This is a genomic window from Acinetobacter sp. YH01018 (genome assembly GCF_013420295.1).
Classification (GTDB): Bacteria; Pseudomonadota; Gammaproteobacteria; order Pseudomonadales; family Moraxellaceae; genus Acinetobacter.
In genome coordinates this window covers 94,706-115,901 of the sequence record NZ_VOYL01000005.1, presented here as the reverse complement: position 1 = coordinate 115,901, position 21,196 = coordinate 94,706, and the positions used below count along the sequence as shown (strand labels likewise).

The window sequence follows — 21,196 nt, the reverse complement described above, 5'->3', positions numbered from 1 at the left end:
ACGCGCTCGCTGCAGTAACAGTTAACGTATCATTTTCAGCATCCGTGTCATTGCCCAGAACAATAATGGTGGCTGCAGTGTCTTCAACCACAGTTGCTGTATCTGGATTGGCCACAGGCGCATCATTAACTGAACTAACCATAATGGTCAACGTACCAGTATCCGTCAACGAACCATCTGTAATGGTGTAGTCAACAGTATCAATACCTGTGAAATTCGCTGCTGGCATATACACATACTGACCATCTTCCGCGATCACAATCGTGCCGCCTTGTGTAGTCGTGTACGTACCTGCAACTGCAGTGAAACTACTGTCAACATCACTATCATTCGCCAATAGGCTGACTGTTGAAGTAAATACAGTATCTTCAACAATGCTGATCACATCATCTATTGCAACAGGAGCAGTTTCCTTTACTGATACCGAATCACTATCACCCGCTGCCACAGCCAATCCCACCAAAGGAATCAAAACCAGTAACCAATACGGATTAAACTCATAGGCAGCTGCAACCAAAGGTTCACCACCCAATGCCTGACCAGCACTGACTTCTTCAGCCAGCATACTTACAGCATGTTCTTGCAAACCACTTTCCGGCACATAGGCATAATAACTGCCATTTTCATGCAGACCGATCAGTAAATTACTGGTCACCCCATCGTGACCATAGTAATCCTGAATAATCAGGTCAGCATCAAGTGGATCTGATGAACCGTCTTCAAAACCAATATGCAAGTCATTGCCCACACGCTTAATTTTAATATTTTCAGGGGCAAATTGAGTTGCATCATCAATCAACTCGTAATTGACATTTTTTTTGGCCTGAATAATCACAGGCTGATCGGGTGTTTTGGTAACTTTCAGAGTTGAAATTATTTTCTTAGCACTATGTAGTTTTACAGTAATGGTTTGATTATTCATAAGATTAATCCTGATCTGCTAGCCAGATTTTAAAAATTTATTAGAAAGTTCAATTAGATTTAAAAAGTTTTATTCAGCTTTAATGCCGTAAGTAATAATTTCTACACGTCGGTTAGGCAGATCACATTGCTCATGAGCCAGCTTGTCTTTTGCATAACGACTCTGACAATCACTGACCACCAGGTCTTGTTCACCGCGTCCTTCGACTGAAATATTCTGTCTAGCCACACCATACATTGTCAGTAAATTACGCACTGTTTCAGCACGTCGCAAAGATAACTGCTGATTAAAAGCTTCGGTTCCTACAGGATCGGTATAGCCAAGAATGCTAATATGGCTAATCTGACTTTGTTCATTGATAATTTGATCTGCGATTGTTTTAACTTCTTCGCGACCTTTTTTTAATATGTCATTTGGGCCTGATTTTGCATAAGCAAATAAGGTATTTGCCTGTAAGGTATATTTCTTCAAGACAGTTTGGACAGGGACATTGACATAGACTGGTTTTGCACACACCTTATTTTTTTCAACACGTGGGAGCGTATGAGTTTGTTCACGAACGGTAGGAAGGATCTGCTGGGCCTGTGCTTCTGTTAATGGCTGAATTTTAATAGACTGATTAGCATCCTCAACAAGTTTAAAATACTGAATTTTCCCTGCAGGCAAGTCATAGACCTGAGTTTTCTGCCGTACCTTTGAATAATCCAGCTCACTTTGGGTAAAAGCAGCACTCATTTGAGTCGGATTTGCACATACAGGCAGCATTTTATAACCGCCCGGTTGAAGCGAAGTTAAATACTCTCCTTCCAGAAAAATATTAACGGCTGGACCATTGAATGCATTTTCCTCTCGGAGAAAAACTGCCATTGTTTGATCCGGTCTAATATGATCAGGCAAAGTCATAGATGCAGGATTAAATGTTTTCCAATGCTCTAAAGGAGACTGATTATTAATAGAAGCACATCCCGACCCAAAAATAGAAAGCCCCGTTATTAAAACTAATTTTTTAATACTCATATCCCACCACCCTTCAGCCCTTAAAAAAGCAAATCCAATGTAAAATTATTAAAAAAAGTATGGATTTATGTGACTTAATTCACATTTAAACTTAATAATCATATAAAAAATATACTCAAAAAAATAGTATAAAAATCATCTTTTTTAATTTATTTATATCTCTTTTTATTAATAGAAAAAAGGGGTTATTTCCATTTAAATTCGAACTTAAATAAGAATAATTTTTATTAATATTAAGTTTTCTTGAGAGTTTTATATTAATAATTTACAATAACTTGCTTATATTTATACGTGATAAATAATTTATGTAAAATATGATTCTAGTTAATTAAATGAATATTCATGGTACATAAATTACACTTTTAATACATTAATTACATAAAAAATATACCAAATAACAAAAGCTTCTACCAAAGAAATAAAGTTAAAAATATACATTTCATTGCAACTTTGTGCTGAATAATGAAGTAATCAAAGTAAGTCACTCAAAATCACGCACCCGGTTTCAAGCTAGAAAACGAGATTCTTCTCTGCATACAGCATTGAAGTAAACACTAAAGCTTGTTCGATTTGTTTTGATCAAAGTGTTGCTGAAATGATACTGACCTCTAGACGAGACCTATATATTCAAGCCTGACTACTGCAGGTTGATATTTTTCAGCTTTCCAAACCATTCCCTTGAAGATAAAAACTTAAATGTTGTGATCCTAAACACAGCAGGCATTCCTGTTTAAAAACTGCGGCTGTAGTCTCCTTCAAAGATTCGATATTTTATAAACCAAAATCACTTCTAAGTTGATTTCCCCATCATCGTGCTGTGTATTTTTAAGATGCATCTCCTCAATTAAACCTAGTAAAGCCCAGCAGATACTGACAGGAAGTTTTCAGCTCATGCATGTCTTATCCAATCTCAAGTCAATAAAAAAGCCAAATTTCATAAAAATTTGGCTTAAATTTTTAAATTAAAACATATTTTTATTTAGCGTTCCTGCAATGCCTGCTTCATACGGGTAATCGGCTTGATCAGGTATTGAAAGATGGTTTTTTCTCCAGTCTTGACATCCACACTGGCAATCATACCGGGAATAATCGGCATGGATTGTCCATTTTTATCCGTCAGTGAATTTTTATGGGTTTCCACTAAAATCCGATAGTAAGCTTCGTCTGGATTTAGATTCAGTTCACTTGGTCGCGCCTTGTCACGTAAGGTATCAGGACTGATCAGGGTTACTTTACCTTCTAGTCCACCATACAGCGAATAATCATAAGCAGTAATTTTTACAATTGCATCTAGCCCCGGACGGACAAATGCCACATCTTGCGGACGGATATACGCTTCAACCAGTAATTTGTCATCGAGAGGAACAATTTCCATAATGTCTTGTCCCGCCTGAACCACCCCACCCAAGGTATTGATTTTTATATTTTTCACAATCCCTCGTAATGGTGCCCGAATTAAGCTGCGGTCTACAGGGTCGGCACGCATCGCCATATTCTCTTTGGCCTGTGCCAGTTCCGATTCTATGCGGACCAGCTCGTTGTTGGCATCGGCGGCATACTGGTTGCGTTTTTCATTGATTTGCAAAGCCAGATCTGAAGACTGCCGACGCATACGCAGCAATTCCACTTCTGACATTACCCCTTCTGCAACCATCGGTGCGGTAATCCCAATTTCCCGGTCCAGCATAGCTTTACTTTGCTGCAAACCGGATACGGCATCATCGACTGCACGACGACGGGCTTCATAAGCGGCACGTTCACGACGCTGCAAGTCCGGACTAATCCCTGCAGGAAATTGAATGGCGGTGCCGTAAGATTCTGCTCGCAAGCGGGCTGCCATGGCTTCCAGGTTAGCCACCTTGGCTTCGCTTTCACGTAATACTGCGGCACTCCGGGTATCATCCAAAGTGAGGAGAATTTGCCCTTTTTCGACCACATCTCCTTCTTTGACCCGCATTTCCTTGATGGTTCCCGGATCCAGGCTTTGTACAATTTGTTCACGACTGGTTGGAATAACACTGCCTTGTCCCCGAGTCACCTCTTCAACCGTACTGTTATAGGCCCAGATCACGAACACCACCAAAAACACAAACAGCAAACCGATCATCCAAAATAACCCGCTATGCTTTTCTTTTTGCAACGCAGCATTCAGATCATTCACCAATTTCAGATCTTTGGAATGTATCTTTTCAGATGACTTGGTTGGATTATCCTTCATACATTTTACTCAATATTATGTGTGTCTCTGGCTCGGGCTTTATTAATTCAAGTCAGATTTAGGCCATCGGATGCTCTGTTTCAGCTATCTGGGCGGCATTCGTATCAGTCTGCGTCGGACTGTTGGTTGCCACTGAACCCGCCATAGCCGCAGGTCGAATCACCCGTTGTGTCGCTGTACGTGCTTTTTGCTCATTTTGTGTCAACTTTTTAAGCACGGCATCACGCGGTCCATCCATGACAATTTTGCCTTGATCCATCACCACAATTCGATCGACAATGCTTAACACCTGCATCCGGTGAGTCACAACCAACAGAGTTTTGTCTTTACACCATTGTCCCAGAGCTTGTAGCGCCTTCTGTTCTGTGCCTTGATCCAGCCCTGTAGTGGGTTCATCCAGAAGCACCACTTTTGGATGACGCAAGGTCAGACGCGCCAAAGCAATAATCTGTTTCTGCCCGCCAGATAATCCCTGTCCGTCCTCACCCAAAGGCATATCCAGACCTTTAGGATGGTTTTGAATCATCTGCTCCAAACCAAAACGTTTCAGTGCATTAATCAAATCCTGGTTACCGCTAAAACCATCCTGACGGGCCAGATCCAGATTTTCGCGCAAGCTGCCTAAAAATAAGCGCGGCGACTGTCCCAGCATCGCGATCTGGTTGCGCAGATAATTCGGATCAAGCTGTCTTAAATCAACGCCATCTAACGTGACATTGCCCTGACTCGGAGTAAATAAGCCACTGGCCAGTTTCAGCATGGTGGTTTTACCACTGCCAATTTTACCCAAAATCCCGACTTTCTCACCCGGCTTCAACTGCAGACTGACATTTTTCAATACCTCTGGCATATCAGCCTGGTATTTGAAACTGACCTGCTGCACATTCAGCTCACCTTCAACCCGATTCAGACTGATATATTCCCGCTCTGGATCACGCTCAATTTTTCGGTCAATAATGCTTTGTAAACCTTGCATCCCCACTTTGGCTTGTTGAAAGCGAATCGCCAGGTTGGCAATTTGCGCCAAAGGAGCCAGCGCACGACCCGATAAAATCACGGCTGCAATCAACGCCCCCATGGTAATTTTAGAATTGGTATCAGGACTATGAATCAGATAAGTCCCCACAATCACCAAAATCACCGTATTGAGTTGCTGAATACCAACCGAAAAATTCACCACAAAATTGCTTAAATCACGGGTTTTAGTACTTGAAGCTGCACTGCGGGCTGTATAAAAATCCCACTTTTCTTGCGCCCAGCTGGCAGCATTGTTGGTTTTTAAGGTTTCAATCCCTTCAATGGCCTCAACCGCCAAGCCTTGTCGTTGCGAGCCTTCACGCATGGACTCATTGATATAACGTGCAAGAGGACCTTGTGCCAAAAAACCCACCAACATCACAATGGGGATCAGAATTAAAGGCACCAAAGCTAATTTCCCAGCAATCAGCCAAATCACGGTGATAAATAACAGTAAAAATGGTAAATCCACCAAAACCAGCAAGCTGGCACTGGTCATAAAGTCGCGTACCGACTCAAACTCACGCAAGTTGTTGGCATAAGCCCCTGAAGAGGCAGGTTTTTCCGACAAATCCAGACTCATCACCCGTCTAAAAATCGCCGAACTGATAATTAAATCTGCTTTTTTTCCTGCAATATCGGTTAAATGCCCACGAATCATCTTGGCTACGAATTCAAAGAAAATTGCCAAGATAACCCCAATGCTCAGCACCCACAGGGTTTCATAAGACTTGTTTGGAATCACACGGTCATAGACGTTCATGACATAGAGTGAACTGACCAATGCCAAGAAGTTGATAATGAACGTCGCCAAAATGACTTGATAATAATAGGAACGGAAACGCCAGATCACCTTCCAGAACCAGGCTTTAGGCATATGATATTCGGGTAATTCTGAACGTAAATCACTGGCCAGTTTTGGCTTGATAAACCAGCAATATCCCAAATAGAGCTCATCAAGTTGTTGTTGAGTGAGTTTCTGCTTTAAACCATCGGTCTGCTGAATTTCATAAACTCGCTCATCCCCCACACCATCAATATGGGTAATCACTGCTGCGTGTTCATCTTTAAGCACAACCACCACAGGCATGGCTAAGGACGGAATATCCTGCAAATTTCGCTGTGCCAGGGTATTGTCAAAACCATGAGTTTTTAAGACTTCCCCCAATGAATGATAATTGACCTGCAGGTTCTGATCCTGGGTGACCTGTGCCATAAGCGTAGCAACAGAAATAGGTGTTCCCAGAAGCTGGGTCACTAAAGCGATATGTTCGATAATTGATTTCATGAACTTTTTGATAACCTTTTTTATTCTGTCGCAATGCTGGATTAAAAGTTAAGGCTGTATCGACCAGGTCGTGTCGCTCGAACCCTTCGCCCATGTTGAGATTTTTCCCTGTGCCCGCAAATATGCCAAGGCTGCCATACGAAAATCATTTTGTGCCGTTACATAAGCCATTTCCACTGCAGACAGCTCATTATAGGCATTCAGTACATCAACCAAAGTCTTTCGTGCAATCTTAAATTGCTTTTCATTGGCAATCACTACATCACGTGAAGCTGCGATTTGTTGTCGGGTAATCTCCATTGTTTGTTTGCTTTGAAACATATCAATTTCTGCAGTTCGGGCACGTTCTTCTATATCTCGCTGAATTTGCCCTAATCGTGCATTTGCTGCCACAATCGATTGTCCACCCTGCTCTACTGAATATTTTGTCGCTTGATTAAACATATCCCACGACATGCTTAAATAAACTTGACGATCTTCAGTGGTGACATTTCCTTCTAAATTAATACTTGGATAGCGTTTGGTTTGACGATATTTATGTTCGGATCGGATACTGTCCAATTCAGCTTGTTGTGCCTGAAAAGAGGGATGCTGGCTGGGATGGGTCAAACTATAACGATTCACAACATCCGTGACGGAAAGATCGGCAAATGGATCACGCAATCCATCTGGAGAAACATCAGCTGTATATTTTTTCAGATTACTTAAAGCAAAGCCCAGCTCACGCTGTAAACCGCTGATCATATGTTCAACCTGCATCTGCCGGGCTTTAGCCTGAATCAGTTCAGAACGACGTCCCTGATCATATTTCACAATAATCCCAATATCCTGGGTGAATTTATTGTGGCGTTCCAGACTCCGGTTTTGTACAACTAAGGACTCTTGGGCACGCAAGGCTTTAATATATTCACTGCCAATGGTGTAGCCTAATTCTTCTGAAGTTTCACCAATTTTTTCATGAAAATACGCTGATTTGCTTTTATCGCGCTCGACCTGCGCACTAATGGCTCCAAAAGAATATAAATTCAGGGTGCCACGTAAACCCGGCGTGAAGTCTTCACTGGCATAATCGGTGCGATCTTTATGGGATTGACCCAGGACTTGATTTGCGGTCACTGCCAAAACTGGATAATGCAAGGCCTGTGACTCTTTAACTTTACTGATCGCCGCCTGCTCATTGGCTTGCGCTTCAATCATCAATGGATCTTGTGTTAATGCATTCTGTAGCAATATTTTGAGATCCGCTGCATAAACCGGGGAAGTCAACATTAATGTGGTGAACAGCACCATCACCTGATTTTGAGGATATCTCACAACAGATCTATGACTTTTTTTCATATTCAACTTTAAGTGATTATTACATAAAAAATAATGATGACTTTCAATAATTAGCTTTAAGATTTCTACTGTGTTCTAATCAAAAACTCGGTATTAACCATCCAAATTAATGTGAAAAATATCACATTAATTAGAGCATTTTCGGATTTTAAAGCAACAACTCATTAAAATACAGACTAAACACATGAAACTTTCATTAATTTTTTGCTCTATTATCAAGTGACTATATTTTTTAAGTAGGTAACTTTATCCCCTCTTTTTTCCGGAATTTTAATTCTATTCCTCAACAGTAAGCCTCTTACATCAATGATGCAAATATCCATTTTTTGATCATGATTTGTACCGTCAACTTGCAGGATTTATACATAATTTATGTATAAAATCGATCAGCTCAAAGAAACTGAATCCTATCTCTTTCCCAGATCCAAAGCAGACACCTTGTCCGCCTGAGTTTGAGTATAGTGAACAATTTTCTGGATTATTTTAGCCTATAAACTTACATTCAACGCAATATCATCAATTTGTCCAATAATTTTATTTTCCAGCTTTTTGCATTATTTTTATCCATTCTAAAATGGATAAAAACAGCTGTTTTATAGACGTTTAACACAAAAAATTAAAGTGATAAGTCAAACAAAAAAATGACTCATCATATGAATAGAAATTGATTAAAAAAATCCCCGCACAAGGCGAGGATTTTTTTAATCTATACTTTTTAACAGGTAATTATTTACCGCCAAAAACGTATGATACACCTACACGACCACCAACTTCGTTACCGCCGGAAAAACCTACCGCAGCACTTACAGAAGTACGACCGTCAGCAAATACGCTAGCAACACCTAGAGCACCAGCAGATTCACCTTCATAGTGACCTACACCACCAAATACTGCAAATTGACCAGCACCGATGTTAGGGATTTGTTGTTGCGCAGCTAAAGCAATAGCGATACCACGGTAAGAAGTTTTCTCAACATCATCAACACGTGTATTTAATTGGTTAACACGACCACTGACATCATTGTAGTATGATCGTACTTGACCAAGGTTTGCCGCGTCAGAATCCGCAACACCATTTGCAACATTAGACACAACGGTATTATTGGCATTCAAACCATTTGCAGTGATAGACACGCCATCTACAGAAATTTCACCCGCACTGATTGTGGTTGAACTGGTCTGAGTCGTAGTACCTGCCACTGTTTTTTCAAGCTGAATACCAGCAACATCATCTGTGCGTTGTTGTGTAGTTGTGGTTGTAGCACCAGCAGCAGTGATATTTGTATCTGTTTGAGTCAGCTCATTAGATTCCTCAATACCAAACTTATCTACAACTGTTGTTTCACTCTTAGCCAATACAGTTTGAGAGCCGTCACCCGCAACATTGGTTTCAGAACCATAAACTGTCAAGGTTGCGCTTTCATCACTACGTTGTTCATCTTCATAACCACGAACAACCGTTGTAGATGTGGTTACACCAGCCTCGGTCTGACTTAAACTTTCTTGACGCTGAGCAGCCTCTGTAGACAGAACAGCTTGTGATGCTAGCAAACCAGTAACCGTGTTGAACTCAGTTGATGCAAATTGACCATTAGTTGCATAAGTCTCTGAATTACCTGTTACAAGATCAGTAGTTGTTGTGCTCTGTGATGTTGAACCAGTTTCAGTACTATTTATATCACCAGCTTGATAAATTGTTTCGTCATTATTCAATGCCCATTCTGATTCTTGAGTCTGTGTATCAGAAGTATAAGAAGATGTACCATTTCCACTTACAGTTGAAACGTGAAGTAAATCACTTGCGCCTGCAGCATACAGTTTGTCATTAAACTCCCAATTGTTTTGGTAAGCTTCTGTCGTTTCAGCTAACAGATCCTCATGACTACCTTGCTGAGTTTCAGTACGCGCAGTCTCTTCTTCCAGTTCCTGACCTGGTTTATATTTAGTAGTTTTTTCAGCAAAACTTGATGCAGAAGTATCAATCTGAGCGGCTGTTGCAACACCACCCACGTCAACAAATGTCACATCCTGAGTTGCTTGAGTACCAGCACGAGTACCTTCCCACTCTTTATCAACTACATTCTCATTGTAAACAGTGATTGTTTGATCAAGAGTCGAATTATCATACTCAACCGAACCATCTTCATAAGTGGTTTTTTCTTTATTTACAAATGAATCGGTAGACTTATAAAATTCATCTTCATTATAACGCACAGATTCTGTTGAGTTGCGCTGTTGGAAATCTTCCTGTACAGCATTCAAAGTTAAACTCGATGCTGATCCGTCCGTATATTGAACCTCAGAACGAATTTCCTGACCATTTCTATCATGACCCAATACAACATAGTAATGATCTGTACCATTTTGATCGGTCCAAGTATTCACATCTGCAGCTGTAACAGGTGAACCATCAAGTTTACGTCTGAAACCAGAGGTTACCTGATCAGGAGTATAAGTATTTACAACAGGAAGAGGACCTGTTTTATATTTTTGATCACTGAGGGAGTTCAATTCGAGATCACGATCTACCTCAATATTTTCCTGCATGCTCGCATAGTAGTCAGCTGATCCGTCAAATTGTCGGATGTCATGTGCAACAAAGCCATCCTGCTGATCTGTAACTGTTTGCTGATAGTCATACGCAAATGAACGATGTTTCAGATCAGTATCAGTCCAACGTGTATCATTTCCATTTTTAGTGATAACAAAATCATCACCATTAGCATCTTCTGTTGCTTGGTAGTTAGAATAAGCACCTGACACACTTGAAGTTACTTCAGTTACTTTATCTACAACAGGTTTTCCATTAACAAGAACCACCCCATCTTCATCAGTCAAGAAATCACGGTCTTTCGATGCTTGTGTAAACTTAAATGAAGATTCTTGGTCAATATTAGATTTACCATCATTATATTGAGTTACACTATTTTCCCATGAGCGATTGTCATATTGCTCAAAACCATCAAGAACAGCAGTATCTTTGCTATTATTTGTACCAGAACGGCTGCGTTCAAAATCTTTGACACTCACGTCATCATAATTGATATATGTTGAAGCTCGAGCCTTGGTTTGTTCGCTAATATTAGACACTAATACATCATTACCCTCAACTTTAAAGGTAACGAAATCACCAGAAATATCATCATATTGGTAGTTAGCATCTTGCTCGGTAGAAGAACGGCTACGATCTACAACCAGTAACTTGCCATCAGGACCACGGCTAGTCTCTACGCCATTTTCAACATCTGAATTATATGCCGTTAAATTAAAATTACGCTCACTGGTATCTTCTAACACCACATAACTAGTTTGACCGTCAACCTGTACTGGTTGACCATTTTGGTCATAGGCAACCGCATTATCCTTATAATTTCGAGTACGCTTACTTTCTATAGTATGATCAAGTACTTGGTTATCATTATAGTCAACTGCTGTTCTGCTACTCGAACGTGTTTCTTCAAAAGCACCCGCTTTTTTGGTTAGATCGTATGCTTCAAAGTTATCCTCAGTCAAAGTCCCAACATCTGCTTCTCGAATAGTAACAGTCCCAACAAAAGGTATAGATAGAGTACGAGTTTGCGCTGTACGAGTTACCAAGCCATTCGCACTATAATATGAAGACGTATCTACAGTTCGTGAGTCTTCTTTTGTATTATCGGTCAGGTTCCAATCAGATGAATTAGAAGTGGTTTCAACTGTACCTTCACGTGTCTCACTATAACGCTCAACCCCCGGTTGACCAGCTACTGGTTCAGGAGTGCCAGCCGATATAACAACATTCGAATCTTGTACTTCAAGAAAGGTTTTATTACTTGTAAAGTTTGTGTCAATTACTGAAGTAGAATAGCCTTCAGATTGCAAATAACCACTGAATGGACCTGTAGGCTTAAAGCGTGTTTCTGGAGTTGTTACTGTTGCAGCCAAGGCATTCCCTGCAACAACCGTTAATACAGCTGCAGCTAATGCTGATTTCTTAAATGTCATAGATTTGTCCTCTTTCAATTCTTATAAAAAGACTGGTTTACCCTAGGATGTTTGCAAACCAGCAAAACTGGGACGAAAATTTGGATACTGAAAAATTCCGTTCAAAGCATCAATTTCGTACAAGGCCATAATATACAAAAAAAAACATCTTTATCAATCAATATTTGATTTATATTTATAATAATTACATATTTCTTAGCAAGAGAAACACCATAATAACAATAAAATATATTAAAATCATCTATTTAAAATAAAATATCAAAAATCACATCAAAATATTTTAAATCAATACTTGATATATTTTGTAACTATGAGGTATTTTTAGGCGATAAATCAAACCAATAAAATCAATTTATAAATTTTTAGCGGTGGCATCAGTTAGCACCATTTACAGTCAATTTTTATGAAAACAACTCGATTGAAATTAGAGTCTGTGACATTTGCTGTGCAAAAAAATAGCGAGAAAGTAAAATTTAATTACCAAACCAAATTCACTTCTCGCTATGACTCGCACAATACTGATAGATCAACACTGGTCTAAGCTGAAAGCCTTGCGGAGCAATACACCCATCCCTAATTTTGATATTTATCTCAACCATAATCTTCGAAATTTTATTGAAGCTATCCCATATAGAATTCACACAGATTACGCATGAAGAGATTTGCTAACAGCATTTAGCAAACCCAACTCAATATTTAGAAAGTTTACACAGCGGTCAAAAAACAATAAGTTATTAAAAACATTTAACTTAATTTCTTTTGATGCTGATCTGGAGTGGGTATTTATTGATGCAACCCATGTGCGTGCTCATCAGCATGCCACAAGCATCAGAACCCAAGCTATTTCAAAAAGCATGGGTGGTAATAGCTCTAAAACTCATTTAACAGTAGATTCAAATGAGAACCCTATTCAATTTCTAATTCATGACGGTACAAGTCATAATATGAAAGTAGCAACAGCCTTGGTTAATCCCATAGATCTAAAAGATACTGATGTGCTTTGTACAAATAAAGGATATGATACGAACTTATTTATATAAAAAATATAAAAAAACAATGACTAAAGCAAATATCCTACAAAATTCAAAACCCAATTGCATAATGATTACAGGGATTGGTACTTATATAAAATTAGAGACTTAATTGAGAATATACTTGCAAGACTGAAGTAATTTAAAGCTATCGCGACACATTATGACAAGCTAAAGGGAAACCATTCAAGTTCTGTTACCTTAGCTCGTATATTTATTTGGCTACCATTATGAATGATTAACAGGCCCACAAATAAAAAACCATGAAGTGATTAGAGATCTATTGCATGTACAGATTAATTAGTACTATTAGACTCTAGAAGATGCAAACTTTCGCCATCATTGAATCCAGCATTCAAATCATTTCACCAAGGATCAAAATCACATAAATTAGATGGAAAACTGTAGCACCACCCTAAAAAGAGCACTGAAAATTATAATTGTGCTAATCAAAATTTTTTTAATACTACACATAAAAATGTCAATTTACATTTACTCATCAGAATGCAAAAAAACCGTTTCAAATACTGTTAAAAGAGATGAGGGGTTTATTTAGCTGATTACAGCTATTTTTTTAAAATCAAGCTGACCTTAAAATATCAAATGGAAACTTTTGGATACAAATTAAACTATCAAAGACTTTTTTAGATATTGAAATTAATTTACCTTTATGGAGTAAAATTATTACAATAGCACAACCTATTCGCAATATAAAAAGTGTATAATAATTGCATCTTTGAGGTTTATTTTAGATCATGAGTAATCAACAGGAAAAAAAACTTTTTGCTGAACGCCTAACTCAGGCTTTATCAGAAGCCAAACATCCGATTAGTCCAACTTACTTATCGAAAGAATTTAACTGTCGTTATGATGGTCAACCAATTTCCGTACAATCAGCGAATAACTGGCTGCTTGGCAAGGCTATTCCTGGTCAGGACAAATTGTCGCTATTAGCATTATGGTTAAATGTTTCTAAACAATGGTTAAGATTTGGTGATCAAAAACTAGCAGATGAAACATCTACACTAACAGAATCACAAAGTGTTGAATTAAACTATTTTTTAAAATTCAAAGCCCTAAAGAGTGCACACAAAGAAATTATTCAAAACTTAATTGATGAGTTTAGCCAAACTAATTAGGATTGATTGGACAGCATTTTCAGAAAAAATCGCTTTTCTTGTTGGTAACTTTGTATCTGATCTTCATAGTCCCTCAACTTTCGATATAAGCCCTTCAACTCTTCAGCGCTAATCACTATCAGCTCCGATTTCAGAACCACCCTCTTATGCTCTTTAGCTCTTGTATTCAAATCATTCATGCTAAATGTCAACTATATTTTGGAGAAATTATTAACTATTATAAACTGATTACACGGTCACAATAATATCACTATTTAACAACATTTATACATCATATTATGATAAAGATCACAGATATTCAGAATACTTATTATGTTCAGATCCCATTCTATACACTTAATTCTGTTTAAAATATCAACAGAAAAATCATACGTACCTGATGTGAAATTTATCTTATCTTCATTTATACTATCACAAAATAAATTAACAGACAGGATACAAAAGTCGAAGATTTTTTACTGAAATTGTTAAAATTTATAACACTTATAAATAAATATACCAATAAAAAAACATCCTTCAAGCCTAAACCTGAAGGATGTTTTTAACATGTATTGGAAAGCTGAGTAATGAATCAGCCAGATGAATTACATCATACCGCCCATTCCACCCATGCCGCCCATATCAGGCATAGCAGGTTTATCTTCAGGGATATCTGTGATCATGCATTCAGTCGTTAACATTAAAGCAGCAACAGAAGCAGCATGCTCAAGTGCAGAACGCGTTACTTTTGCAGGGTCAAGAATACCCATTTCAAGCATATCGCCATATTCACCAGTAGCAGCGTTATAACCGAAGTTACCTTCGCCATTTTTCACAGCATTGATGACTACAGATGGCTCATCACCCGCATTCGCTACGATTTGACGAAGTGGAGCTTCAATAGCGCGACGTAAAATGTTGATACCTACATTTTGGTCATCATTGGCACCAGTTACACCGTTAAGCGCAGAAGCTGCACGCACCAGCGCAACACCACCACCCGCAACTACACCTTCTTCAACTGCAGCACGTGTTGCATGAAGCGCATCGTCAACACGGTCTTTTTTCTCTTTCATTTCAACTTCAGTTGCTGCACCAATTTTAATTACTGCAACACCACCAGCCAATTTAGCAACGCGTTCCTGAAGTTTTTCTTTGTCGTATTCAGACGTAGATTCTTCAATTTGCGCACGGATTTGTTGAACACGTTCAGCAATCTGGTTTGCATCGCCAGCACCATCTACAATCACGGTGTTTTCTTTAGATACTGTTACTTTATGTGCAGTACCCAAATCTTGAAGTGTAGCTTGCTCTAAAGACATACCCACTTCTTCAGAGATCACAGTCGCACCAGTCAAGATTGCGATATCTTGCAGCATTGCTTTACGACGGTCACCGAAACCAGGTGCTTTTACCGCACATACTTTAATGATGCCGCGCATGTTGTTTACGACAAGCGTAGCCAATGCTTCGCCTTCAACATCTTCAGCAATAATAAGAAGCGGTTTACCCGTTTTAGCAACCGCTTCAAGCACTGTAATCAATTCACGGATATTGCTGATTTTTTTATCAACAAGCAGGATGAACGGATTTTCCAGTTCTGCAGTTAAAGTGTCTTGCTTGTTTGCAAAGTACGGGCTGATATAACCGCGGTCAAACTGCATACCTTCAACTACGTCTAACGCATCTTCAAAACCTGAACCTTCTTCAACAGTGATCACGCCTTCTTTACCAACGCGTTCCATTGCTTGAGCAATCAGTTTACCCACAGTTTCGTCAGAGTTTGCAGAGATCGAACCCACTTGTTCAATCGCTTTAGTATCAGACGCTGGTTTAGCAGTGGCTTTGATGTTTTCCACTACAGCTTTTACTGCAAGGTCGATACCACGTTTCAAGTCCATTGGGTTCATACCCGCAGTCACCGACTTGATTCCTTCGTTCAAGATTGCTTGAGCCAATACGGTTGCAGTTGTTGTACCGTCACCTGCGATGTCATTGGTTTTTGAAGAAACCTCACGAACCAGTTGAGCACCCATGTTCTCAAATTTGTCTGCAAGTGAAATTTCTTTCGCTACAGTTACACCATCTTTAGTGATATGTGGTGCGCCAAAAGAACGGTCGATCACAACGTTACGACCTTTAGGGCCTAAAGTCACTTTTACCGCATCTGCAAGAACGTTTACACCTGCAATCATTTTAGCGCGAGCTGAATCACCAAATTTTACGTCTTTAGCTGACATGCTTTACTCCAAATATTTTAATTTTCAATAAGCTGAATCAATAATCAGGTCTGAATTTTCCGGCTCAGGATTAACCTTCAAGCACAGCTAAAATGTCAGACTCTTTCATAATAAGAAGTTCTTCGCCTTGTACTTTTACCGTTGTACCCGCATAAGTGCCAAACAATACTTTGTCGCCAACTTTTACATCTAAAGCACGTACACCGTTATCAGTAATCTGGCCATTGCCTACTGCAATAATTTCACCTTGAGCCGGTTTTTCAGCAGCAGAACCTGGAAGCAAAATACCGCCAGCAGTTTTAGTTTCTTCTTCAACACGACGAATAACTACGCGATCATGTAATGGACGAATGTTGCTCATTGGAAACTCCATCAGACTAAGTCTTTTATTAGTGAAGTAATGATGACTTTGTTATTCCATCGGTCATCATCAAATAATTTCGATGACACTTTTGTGGGGATGGAAAAAAACGCTTCAAGGGGCAAACAAAAAAAAATTGCTGTTTTTTGTGTTTTTTTTATTCAAATCCGATATTTCTGCATTTAATCAGCACTTTCTTCTTTTAACACAAATTCTTTTTGCTGATTGTTAAAATAATAATGCTCTACATCAGCATTTGGATAAATCAGATTCAGACTGTTGGGTAAGCCACGATGCAAACGGTAAGACGTTGCAGTTCCCGCATGAATATCCAGCACCGGATGGTCTGCCCCTAAATGGTAAATCTGGTTCAGATCATACACCGCTGATTGATGCAGATGACCATGCAACAGACCATTTAAACCACTTTGACTCCAAGATTCCAAAGCCATACGCCCCAGCATTGGACAATCCTTGATCCCATGCGGATTATCTGGCGGTGTATAAAATGGCTGGTGCGCCACAATAAGTTTGATTTTACGCTTGGGAGCCATCATCAGCCTTTGATCAATTTGCTGAATTTGCTCCAGGGAAATATGGCCCCGAGTATGATAACGCCGCCGAATACTGTTGACGCCAATCAGATAAAAATTCTTGGTTTCCAGCACAGTTTCCATATGACCAAAGAAAATTTTATAACGGGTAAAGGGACTGAATATCCGGTTCCAGACATGGTACAAGGGAATATCATGATTACCGGGTACCACCAGATAAGGTAGATTTAAACTTTCCACAAACTGTTTGCAATCATAAAACTGCTTATAATGGGCGCGCTGGGTTAAGTCCCCACTGACCACTACAGCTTCCAAAGGATGTTGCTGACAAAAGAGACGAATTGCAGCCATACAGGCCGGTCTTTCCGTACCAAAATGCAAATCAGATAGATGTAGAATCATAAGGAACCATTATTTTCAATGCATGCTTGCGTACGGAAATATGCAGCGGGGGCTGCATTTCCACAATCTCACCATCCAGTGCAAGAGTCAGTTTTTTGGCTTTGGAATGTATTTGCACCTTGTCGGCAGAAAAGCTATACACATCTGGTGCATGATCAAGATTGCCTCGAATCAACTGCCATAAAATTTTAAATAAGGTGGGTTTATCGCTTTTCGCCACCACCACACCCACAACCTTTCCCAATTCAGCACATTTGGCAATGCGTAAATTCATCTCTGCCAGTTGCAACTGATTATTGCCAAAAAAAATCAGCGGAGTTTTGACGGGATATTTTTTACCGTCAATTTCCACTTCCAGTTTCAGTTCTTTGCGATCACGAATCAGCACCTCAAGAGCCGAAGTATAGGCATGTAAAGCAAAACGGCCAAAACACCGGTTATAGAGCTCACGCCTTTGTATGAATAAAGGATAAAGCCCCAAGCTAGCATTGTTTAAATAGATATGATCATTAATTTGCGCCACATGAACTGCACGGATTTGTCCTGTCGCAATAACATCGGCCGCTTTGAGAAGATCAAGTGGAATATGCAACAAGCGGGCAACATAATTGAAGGTTCCCAAGGGAAAAATACCCATAGGAATCTCAGTGCCTATCAATTTGGTAGCCACCGTATTGAGTGTACCATCCCCACCCGCAGCAACCACAATACCAATTTCTTCTGCCTGTAGATGGCGTGCGATGATTCTGTCCATAAAACTGCTAAAATCTGTTTCAGCACTAATTTCAAATGCCTGAATCTCATAACCATAGGCCGTTAAATTTGTCATAAGCAGCTCATAGATTTCATCTTTATTGGCTGCATGAAATCCTGATTTTTCATTATAGATAAGGGACAAAGGCTTGGCAGAAACTGACATTTTTACTACTTTTTTGAAGCAATTGCTCTAATTTCGTCCAAATTATCGACAATTGAAAGCATCTTTATGTAAAATTCGAATTACCACCATTTATTAAATCAATAGCGATTACCACGAAAATAACAACACTAAACTATTGTTTTATAAATAAATAATTTAAATAAATAACACTCATAAAACTGGTAAATGGATCAATTAATAAACGAACAATGTTTTAACTTATTGTTTTTAATGATTTAAAAAAATAAATATATAATATTCCAATCTATTTCAGCTACTTCTTTAGTCTTATTTTTTTTATGATTTTATGCTTTAATACAGCCACTTTTTTTTTATATTTTCATCCTGGCGATGTATCCCATTGCCTGGATTGTACTTTGTACATTTGAATCGTACATATTTGAGATAGGCCTCACCATGACCCAAGTGAACGCACCAGAATTCGTTCGTAACCCTAAGCTTATTGCATGGGTGGAAGAGATTGCTAAATTAACCAAACCGGCAAAAATTGAATGGTGTGACGGTAGCGCAGAAGAATATCAACGTCTTATTGACTTGATGATCGCTAACGGCACTATGCAAGCACTTAACCCAGAAAAACACCCTGGTTCTTACTTGGCAAATTCAGATCCTTCTGACGTTGCTCGTGTTGAAGGTCGCACATTTATCTGTTCAGAAAAACAAGAAGACGCAGGTGCGACAAACAACTGGGAAGCGCCTGCTGAAATGCGCGCTCGCCTGAACGGTTTGTTTGATGGTTGCATGAAAGGACGTACCATGTACGTGGTTCCTTTCTCTATGGGTCCTTTAGGTTCTCATATTGCACACATCGGTATTGAGATAACCGACTCTCCTTACGTAGCAGTAAGCATGGCTAAAATGGCTCGTATGGGTAAAGCTGTTTACGAGGTACTTGGTACTGATGGCGAATTCGTACCATGTGTCCACACTGTAGGCGCTCCGCTTGAAGAAGGTCAAAAAGACGTAGCTTGGCCTTGCAACCCAGAAAAATATATCGTGCATTATCCAGAAACGCGTGAAATCTGGTCTTATGGTTCAGGTTACGGCGGTAACGCATTGCTTGGTAAAAAATGCCTGGCATTACGTATTGCCTCTTCTATGGGCCGTCAACAAGGCTGGTTAGCTGAACACATGCTGATCCTTGGCGTAACCAATCCACAAGGTGAAAAACACTACATCGCTGCTGCATTCCCATCAGCTTGTGGTAAAACCAACTTTGCAATGTTGATTCCACCAGCAGGTTACGAAGGCTGGAAAATTGAAACTGTAGGTGACGATATTGCCTGGATCAAACCAGGTGAAGACGGTCGCTTATATGCAATCAACCCAGAAGCTGGTTTCTTCGGTGTAGCACCTGGTACCAATACCAAAACCAACCCGAACTGTATGGCGACTTTAAGCCACGACGTGATTTACACTAACGTTGCCGTGACTGACAACGGTGAAGTATGGTGGGAAGGTCTGACTAAAGAAGTACCTGCTAACCTGACTAACTGGAAAGGTCAACCACACGTTGCTGGTGAAAAAGCTGCACATCCAAATGCACGTTTTACCGTTGCTGCAGGTCAATGCCCTTCAATTGATGCTGACTGGGAAAATCCAGCAGGTGTTCCAATTTCTGCATTCATCTTCGGTGGTCGCCGTGCAGACACAGTTCCGCTAGTTTCAGAAGCAATCGACTGGGTTGACGGCGTGTATAAAGCTGCAACCATGGGTTCTGAAACCACTGCAGCTGCTGTTGGTCAACAAGGTGTTGTTCGTCGTGACCCATTTGCAATGCTTCCATTCACCGGTTACAACATGGCTGACTATTTCTCTCACTGGTTAGAAATGGGTGAGAAAGTTGGTGCGAAAGCTGCAGCTGCTGGCAACAAGCTTCCTGGCATCTACAATGTAAACTGGTTCCGTCGTGATGCTGAAGGCAACTTCGTATGGCCTGGTTTCGGTCAAAACATGCGTGTTCTTGAGTGGATCATTGACCGTTGTGAAGGTCGTGCAGATGCTGTTGAAACACCAATCGGTCGCGTTCCAACTTACGAACAGCTGAACTGGACTGGTTCTGACTTCACTAAAGAACAGTTCGAGATGGTGACTTCTCAAGATAAAGATTTGTGGATCAAAGAATTTGAAAGCCACTCTGAATTGTTCAACAAACTGGGTGACCGTCTACCAGAAGCGTTGAAAAAGCGTCAAGCTGAACTTTTAGCTGCAGTTCAATCTGCTTAATCGCTAAATAAAAAAAGGCCGCACAAGCGGCCTTTTTTTTAACTATTTGTTTAATAATAAGATTGTATAATTTAACAACAGCCATAAAAGGGGAAACTTCATGTTAAAAACACTCACACTGACTGCCTGTCTGCTTAGCATGTCTACTTTGGCAATAGCCAAACCCGAGACACCTGAACAGCCTGCTCTTCACATTTGTGCAATCAAAGGTACGCCAGACTCTAGCCAGTTTCAGATCAAAAAGCGCATTAAAGTGGCTAAAGGGACTTATGGCAGCGTAGAAGAACTGTATTCACGTTTTGCAGAACGTGCTCATCAAGTCGGTGGCAACGTGGTCATTAACTACAATGCCAGCCAGAGATTCGGTTTCTGGCCTTGGCGTTTTGTACGCCCCGTGGTTTGGGGTACAGCCGTGAAATGGAATACGCCGGTAAATTGTAAAGAACTCGGCGGCGTTGAAATTTAAGTACAGCCCACCGCTGAAACTTGAATGAAGATAAGAACTAAAACTTGCTGCACCCAAAAGATCGCTCAGGCGGT

Annotated in this window: 13 protein-coding genes and 1 pseudogene; 4 read left to right on the top strand and 10 right to left on the bottom strand. The window is 39.9% G+C overall.

Annotation, left to right across the window (positions count from 1 at the left end; genetic code table 11):
* From FTT83_RS03535 to FTT83_RS03510, 6 genes are all read right to left on the bottom strand, one after another.
* Positions 1 to 922 (bottom strand): cadherin-like domain-containing protein (locus tag FTT83_RS03535; protein ID WP_180189937.1); only part of this gene is annotated, 922 nt, incomplete at its 3' end.
* 69 nt (positions 923 to 991) lie between these two features.
* The gene (locus FTT83_RS03530) at positions 992 to 1,789 is read right to left on the bottom strand and encodes an OmpA family protein (protein WP_180042303.1); all 798 of its coding nucleotides are present in this window, start codon (positions 1,787 to 1,789) and stop codon (positions 992 to 994) included.
* A 1,129-nt stretch (positions 1,790 to 2,918) separates the two neighbouring features.
* Positions 2,919 to 4,157, bottom strand: a complete 1,239-nt coding sequence (locus tag FTT83_RS03525) for an HlyD family type I secretion periplasmic adaptor subunit (RefSeq protein WP_180081318.1) — start codon at positions 4,155 to 4,157, stop codon at positions 2,919 to 2,921.
* Positions 4,158 to 4,215: 58 nt separating this feature from the next.
* Complete coding sequence (locus FTT83_RS03520; protein WP_180081316.1) at positions 4,216 to 6,462, bottom strand: type I secretion system permease/ATPase; 2,247 nt, start codon at positions 6,460 to 6,462, stop codon at positions 4,216 to 4,218.
* Between the two features lie 48 nt (positions 6,463 to 6,510).
* Entirely contained in the window at positions 6,511 to 7,776 is a 1,266-nt protein-coding gene (locus tag FTT83_RS03515; RefSeq protein WP_180081314.1) for a TolC family protein, read from the bottom strand.
* Between the two features lie 750 nt (positions 7,777 to 8,526).
* Positions 8,527 to 11,784 carry a YadA-like family protein gene (locus FTT83_RS03510; RefSeq protein ID WP_180176222.1) on the bottom strand — a complete coding sequence of 1,086 codons (3,258 nt, stop codon included), beginning with the start codon at positions 11,782 to 11,784 and terminating at the stop codon, positions 8,527 to 8,529.
* Between the two features lie 503 nt (positions 11,785 to 12,287).
* Here FTT83_RS03510 and FTT83_RS03505 point away from each other — a divergent pair.
* Together FTT83_RS03505 and FTT83_RS03500 are read left to right on the top strand one after the other, a co-directional pair.
* A pseudogene (locus tag FTT83_RS03505) lies at positions 12,288 to 13,049 on the top strand (IS5 family transposase).
* A 521-nt stretch (positions 13,050 to 13,570) separates the two neighbouring features.
* Positions 13,571 to 13,954, top strand: coding sequence for a hypothetical protein (locus FTT83_RS03500; protein WP_180042314.1), 384 nt, complete (start codon positions 13,571 to 13,573; stop codon positions 13,952 to 13,954).
* Between the two features lie 584 nt (positions 13,955 to 14,538).
* On the opposite strand, the gene groL is transcribed toward FTT83_RS03500, so the two are convergent.
* The 4 genes from groL to FTT83_RS03480 all read right to left on the bottom strand — a co-directional run bounded on the left by groL (position 14,539) and on the right by FTT83_RS03480 (position 18,409).
* Positions 14,539 to 16,173 (bottom strand): chaperonin GroEL, encoded by a 1,635-nt coding sequence (gene groL, locus FTT83_RS03495; RefSeq protein ID WP_166170312.1) that lies wholly within the window; start codon positions 16,171 to 16,173, stop codon positions 14,539 to 14,541.
* Positions 16,174 to 16,243: 70 nt separating this feature from the next.
* The gene (gene groES, locus FTT83_RS03490) at positions 16,244 to 16,534 is read right to left on the bottom strand and encodes a co-chaperone GroES (protein WP_016167026.1); all 291 of its coding nucleotides are present in this window, start codon (positions 16,532 to 16,534) and stop codon (positions 16,244 to 16,246) included.
* 182 nt (positions 16,535 to 16,716) lie between these two features.
* Positions 16,717 to 17,490, bottom strand: a complete 774-nt coding sequence (locus tag FTT83_RS03485; protein ID WP_180176221.1) for a metallophosphoesterase — start codon at positions 17,488 to 17,490, stop codon at positions 16,717 to 16,719.
* A complete protein-coding gene (locus FTT83_RS03480) occupies positions 17,471 to 18,409 on the bottom strand; it encodes a diacylglycerol kinase family protein (protein WP_180176220.1) in 939 nt (312 codons plus the stop codon). The genes FTT83_RS03485 and FTT83_RS03480 overlap by 20 nt, the downstream gene beginning before the upstream one ends.
* Before the next feature lie 417 nt (positions 18,410 to 18,826).
* Between FTT83_RS03480 and FTT83_RS03475 the strand changes: the two genes are divergently transcribed.
* Both FTT83_RS03475 and FTT83_RS03470 read left to right on the top strand, forming a co-directional pair.
* On the top strand, positions 18,827 to 20,656 hold the full coding sequence (locus tag FTT83_RS03475; RefSeq protein WP_180042321.1) for a phosphoenolpyruvate carboxykinase (GTP): 1,830 nt from the start codon (positions 18,827 to 18,829) through the stop codon (positions 20,654 to 20,656).
* Positions 20,657 to 20,756: 100 nt separating this feature from the next.
* The gene (locus FTT83_RS03470; RefSeq protein ID WP_086196795.1) at positions 20,757 to 21,122 is read left to right on the top strand and encodes a hypothetical protein; all 366 of its coding nucleotides are present in this window, start codon (positions 20,757 to 20,759) and stop codon (positions 21,120 to 21,122) included.
* Positions 21,123 to 21,196: the final 74 nt, after the last annotated feature.

Bases quoted from the DNA above. Each gene is read 5' to 3' on its own strand.
- FTT83_RS03480 (WP_180176220.1), bottom strand. From the start codon at position 18,409: ATGTCAGTTTCTGCCAAGCCTTTGTCCCTTATCTATAATGAAAAATCA.
- FTT83_RS03525 (WP_180081318.1), bottom strand. From the start codon at position 4,157: ATGAAGGATAATCCAACCAAGTCATCTGAAAAGATACATTCCAAAGAT.
- FTT83_RS03470 (WP_086196795.1), top strand. From the start codon at position 20,757: ATGTTAAAAACACTCACACTGACTGCCTGTCTGCTTAGCATGTCTACT.
- FTT83_RS03485 (WP_180176221.1), bottom strand. From the start codon at position 17,490: ATGATTCTACATCTATCTGATTTGCATTTTGGTACGGAAAGACCGGCC.
- FTT83_RS03530 (WP_180042303.1), bottom strand. From the start codon at position 1,789: ATGGCAGTTTTTCTCCGAGAGGAAAATGCATTCAATGGTCCAGCCGTT.
- FTT83_RS03475 (WP_180042321.1), top strand. From the start codon at position 18,827: ATGACCCAAGTGAACGCACCAGAATTCGTTCGTAACCCTAAGCTTATT.
- FTT83_RS03500 (WP_180042314.1), top strand. From the start codon at position 13,571: ATGAGTAATCAACAGGAAAAAAAACTTTTTGCTGAACGCCTAACTCAG.
- groES (WP_016167026.1), bottom strand. From the start codon at position 16,534: ATGAGCAACATTCGTCCATTACATGATCGCGTAGTTATTCGTCGTGTT.
- FTT83_RS03520 (WP_180081316.1), bottom strand. From the start codon at position 6,462: ATGAAATCAATTATCGAACATATCGCTTTAGTGACCCAGCTTCTGGGA.
- groL (WP_166170312.1), bottom strand. From the start codon at position 16,173: ATGTCAGCTAAAGACGTAAAATTTGGTGATTCAGCTCGCGCTAAAATG.
- FTT83_RS03510 (WP_180176222.1), bottom strand. From the start codon at position 11,784: ATGACATTTAAGAAATCAGCATTAGCTGCAGCTGTATTAACGGTTGTT.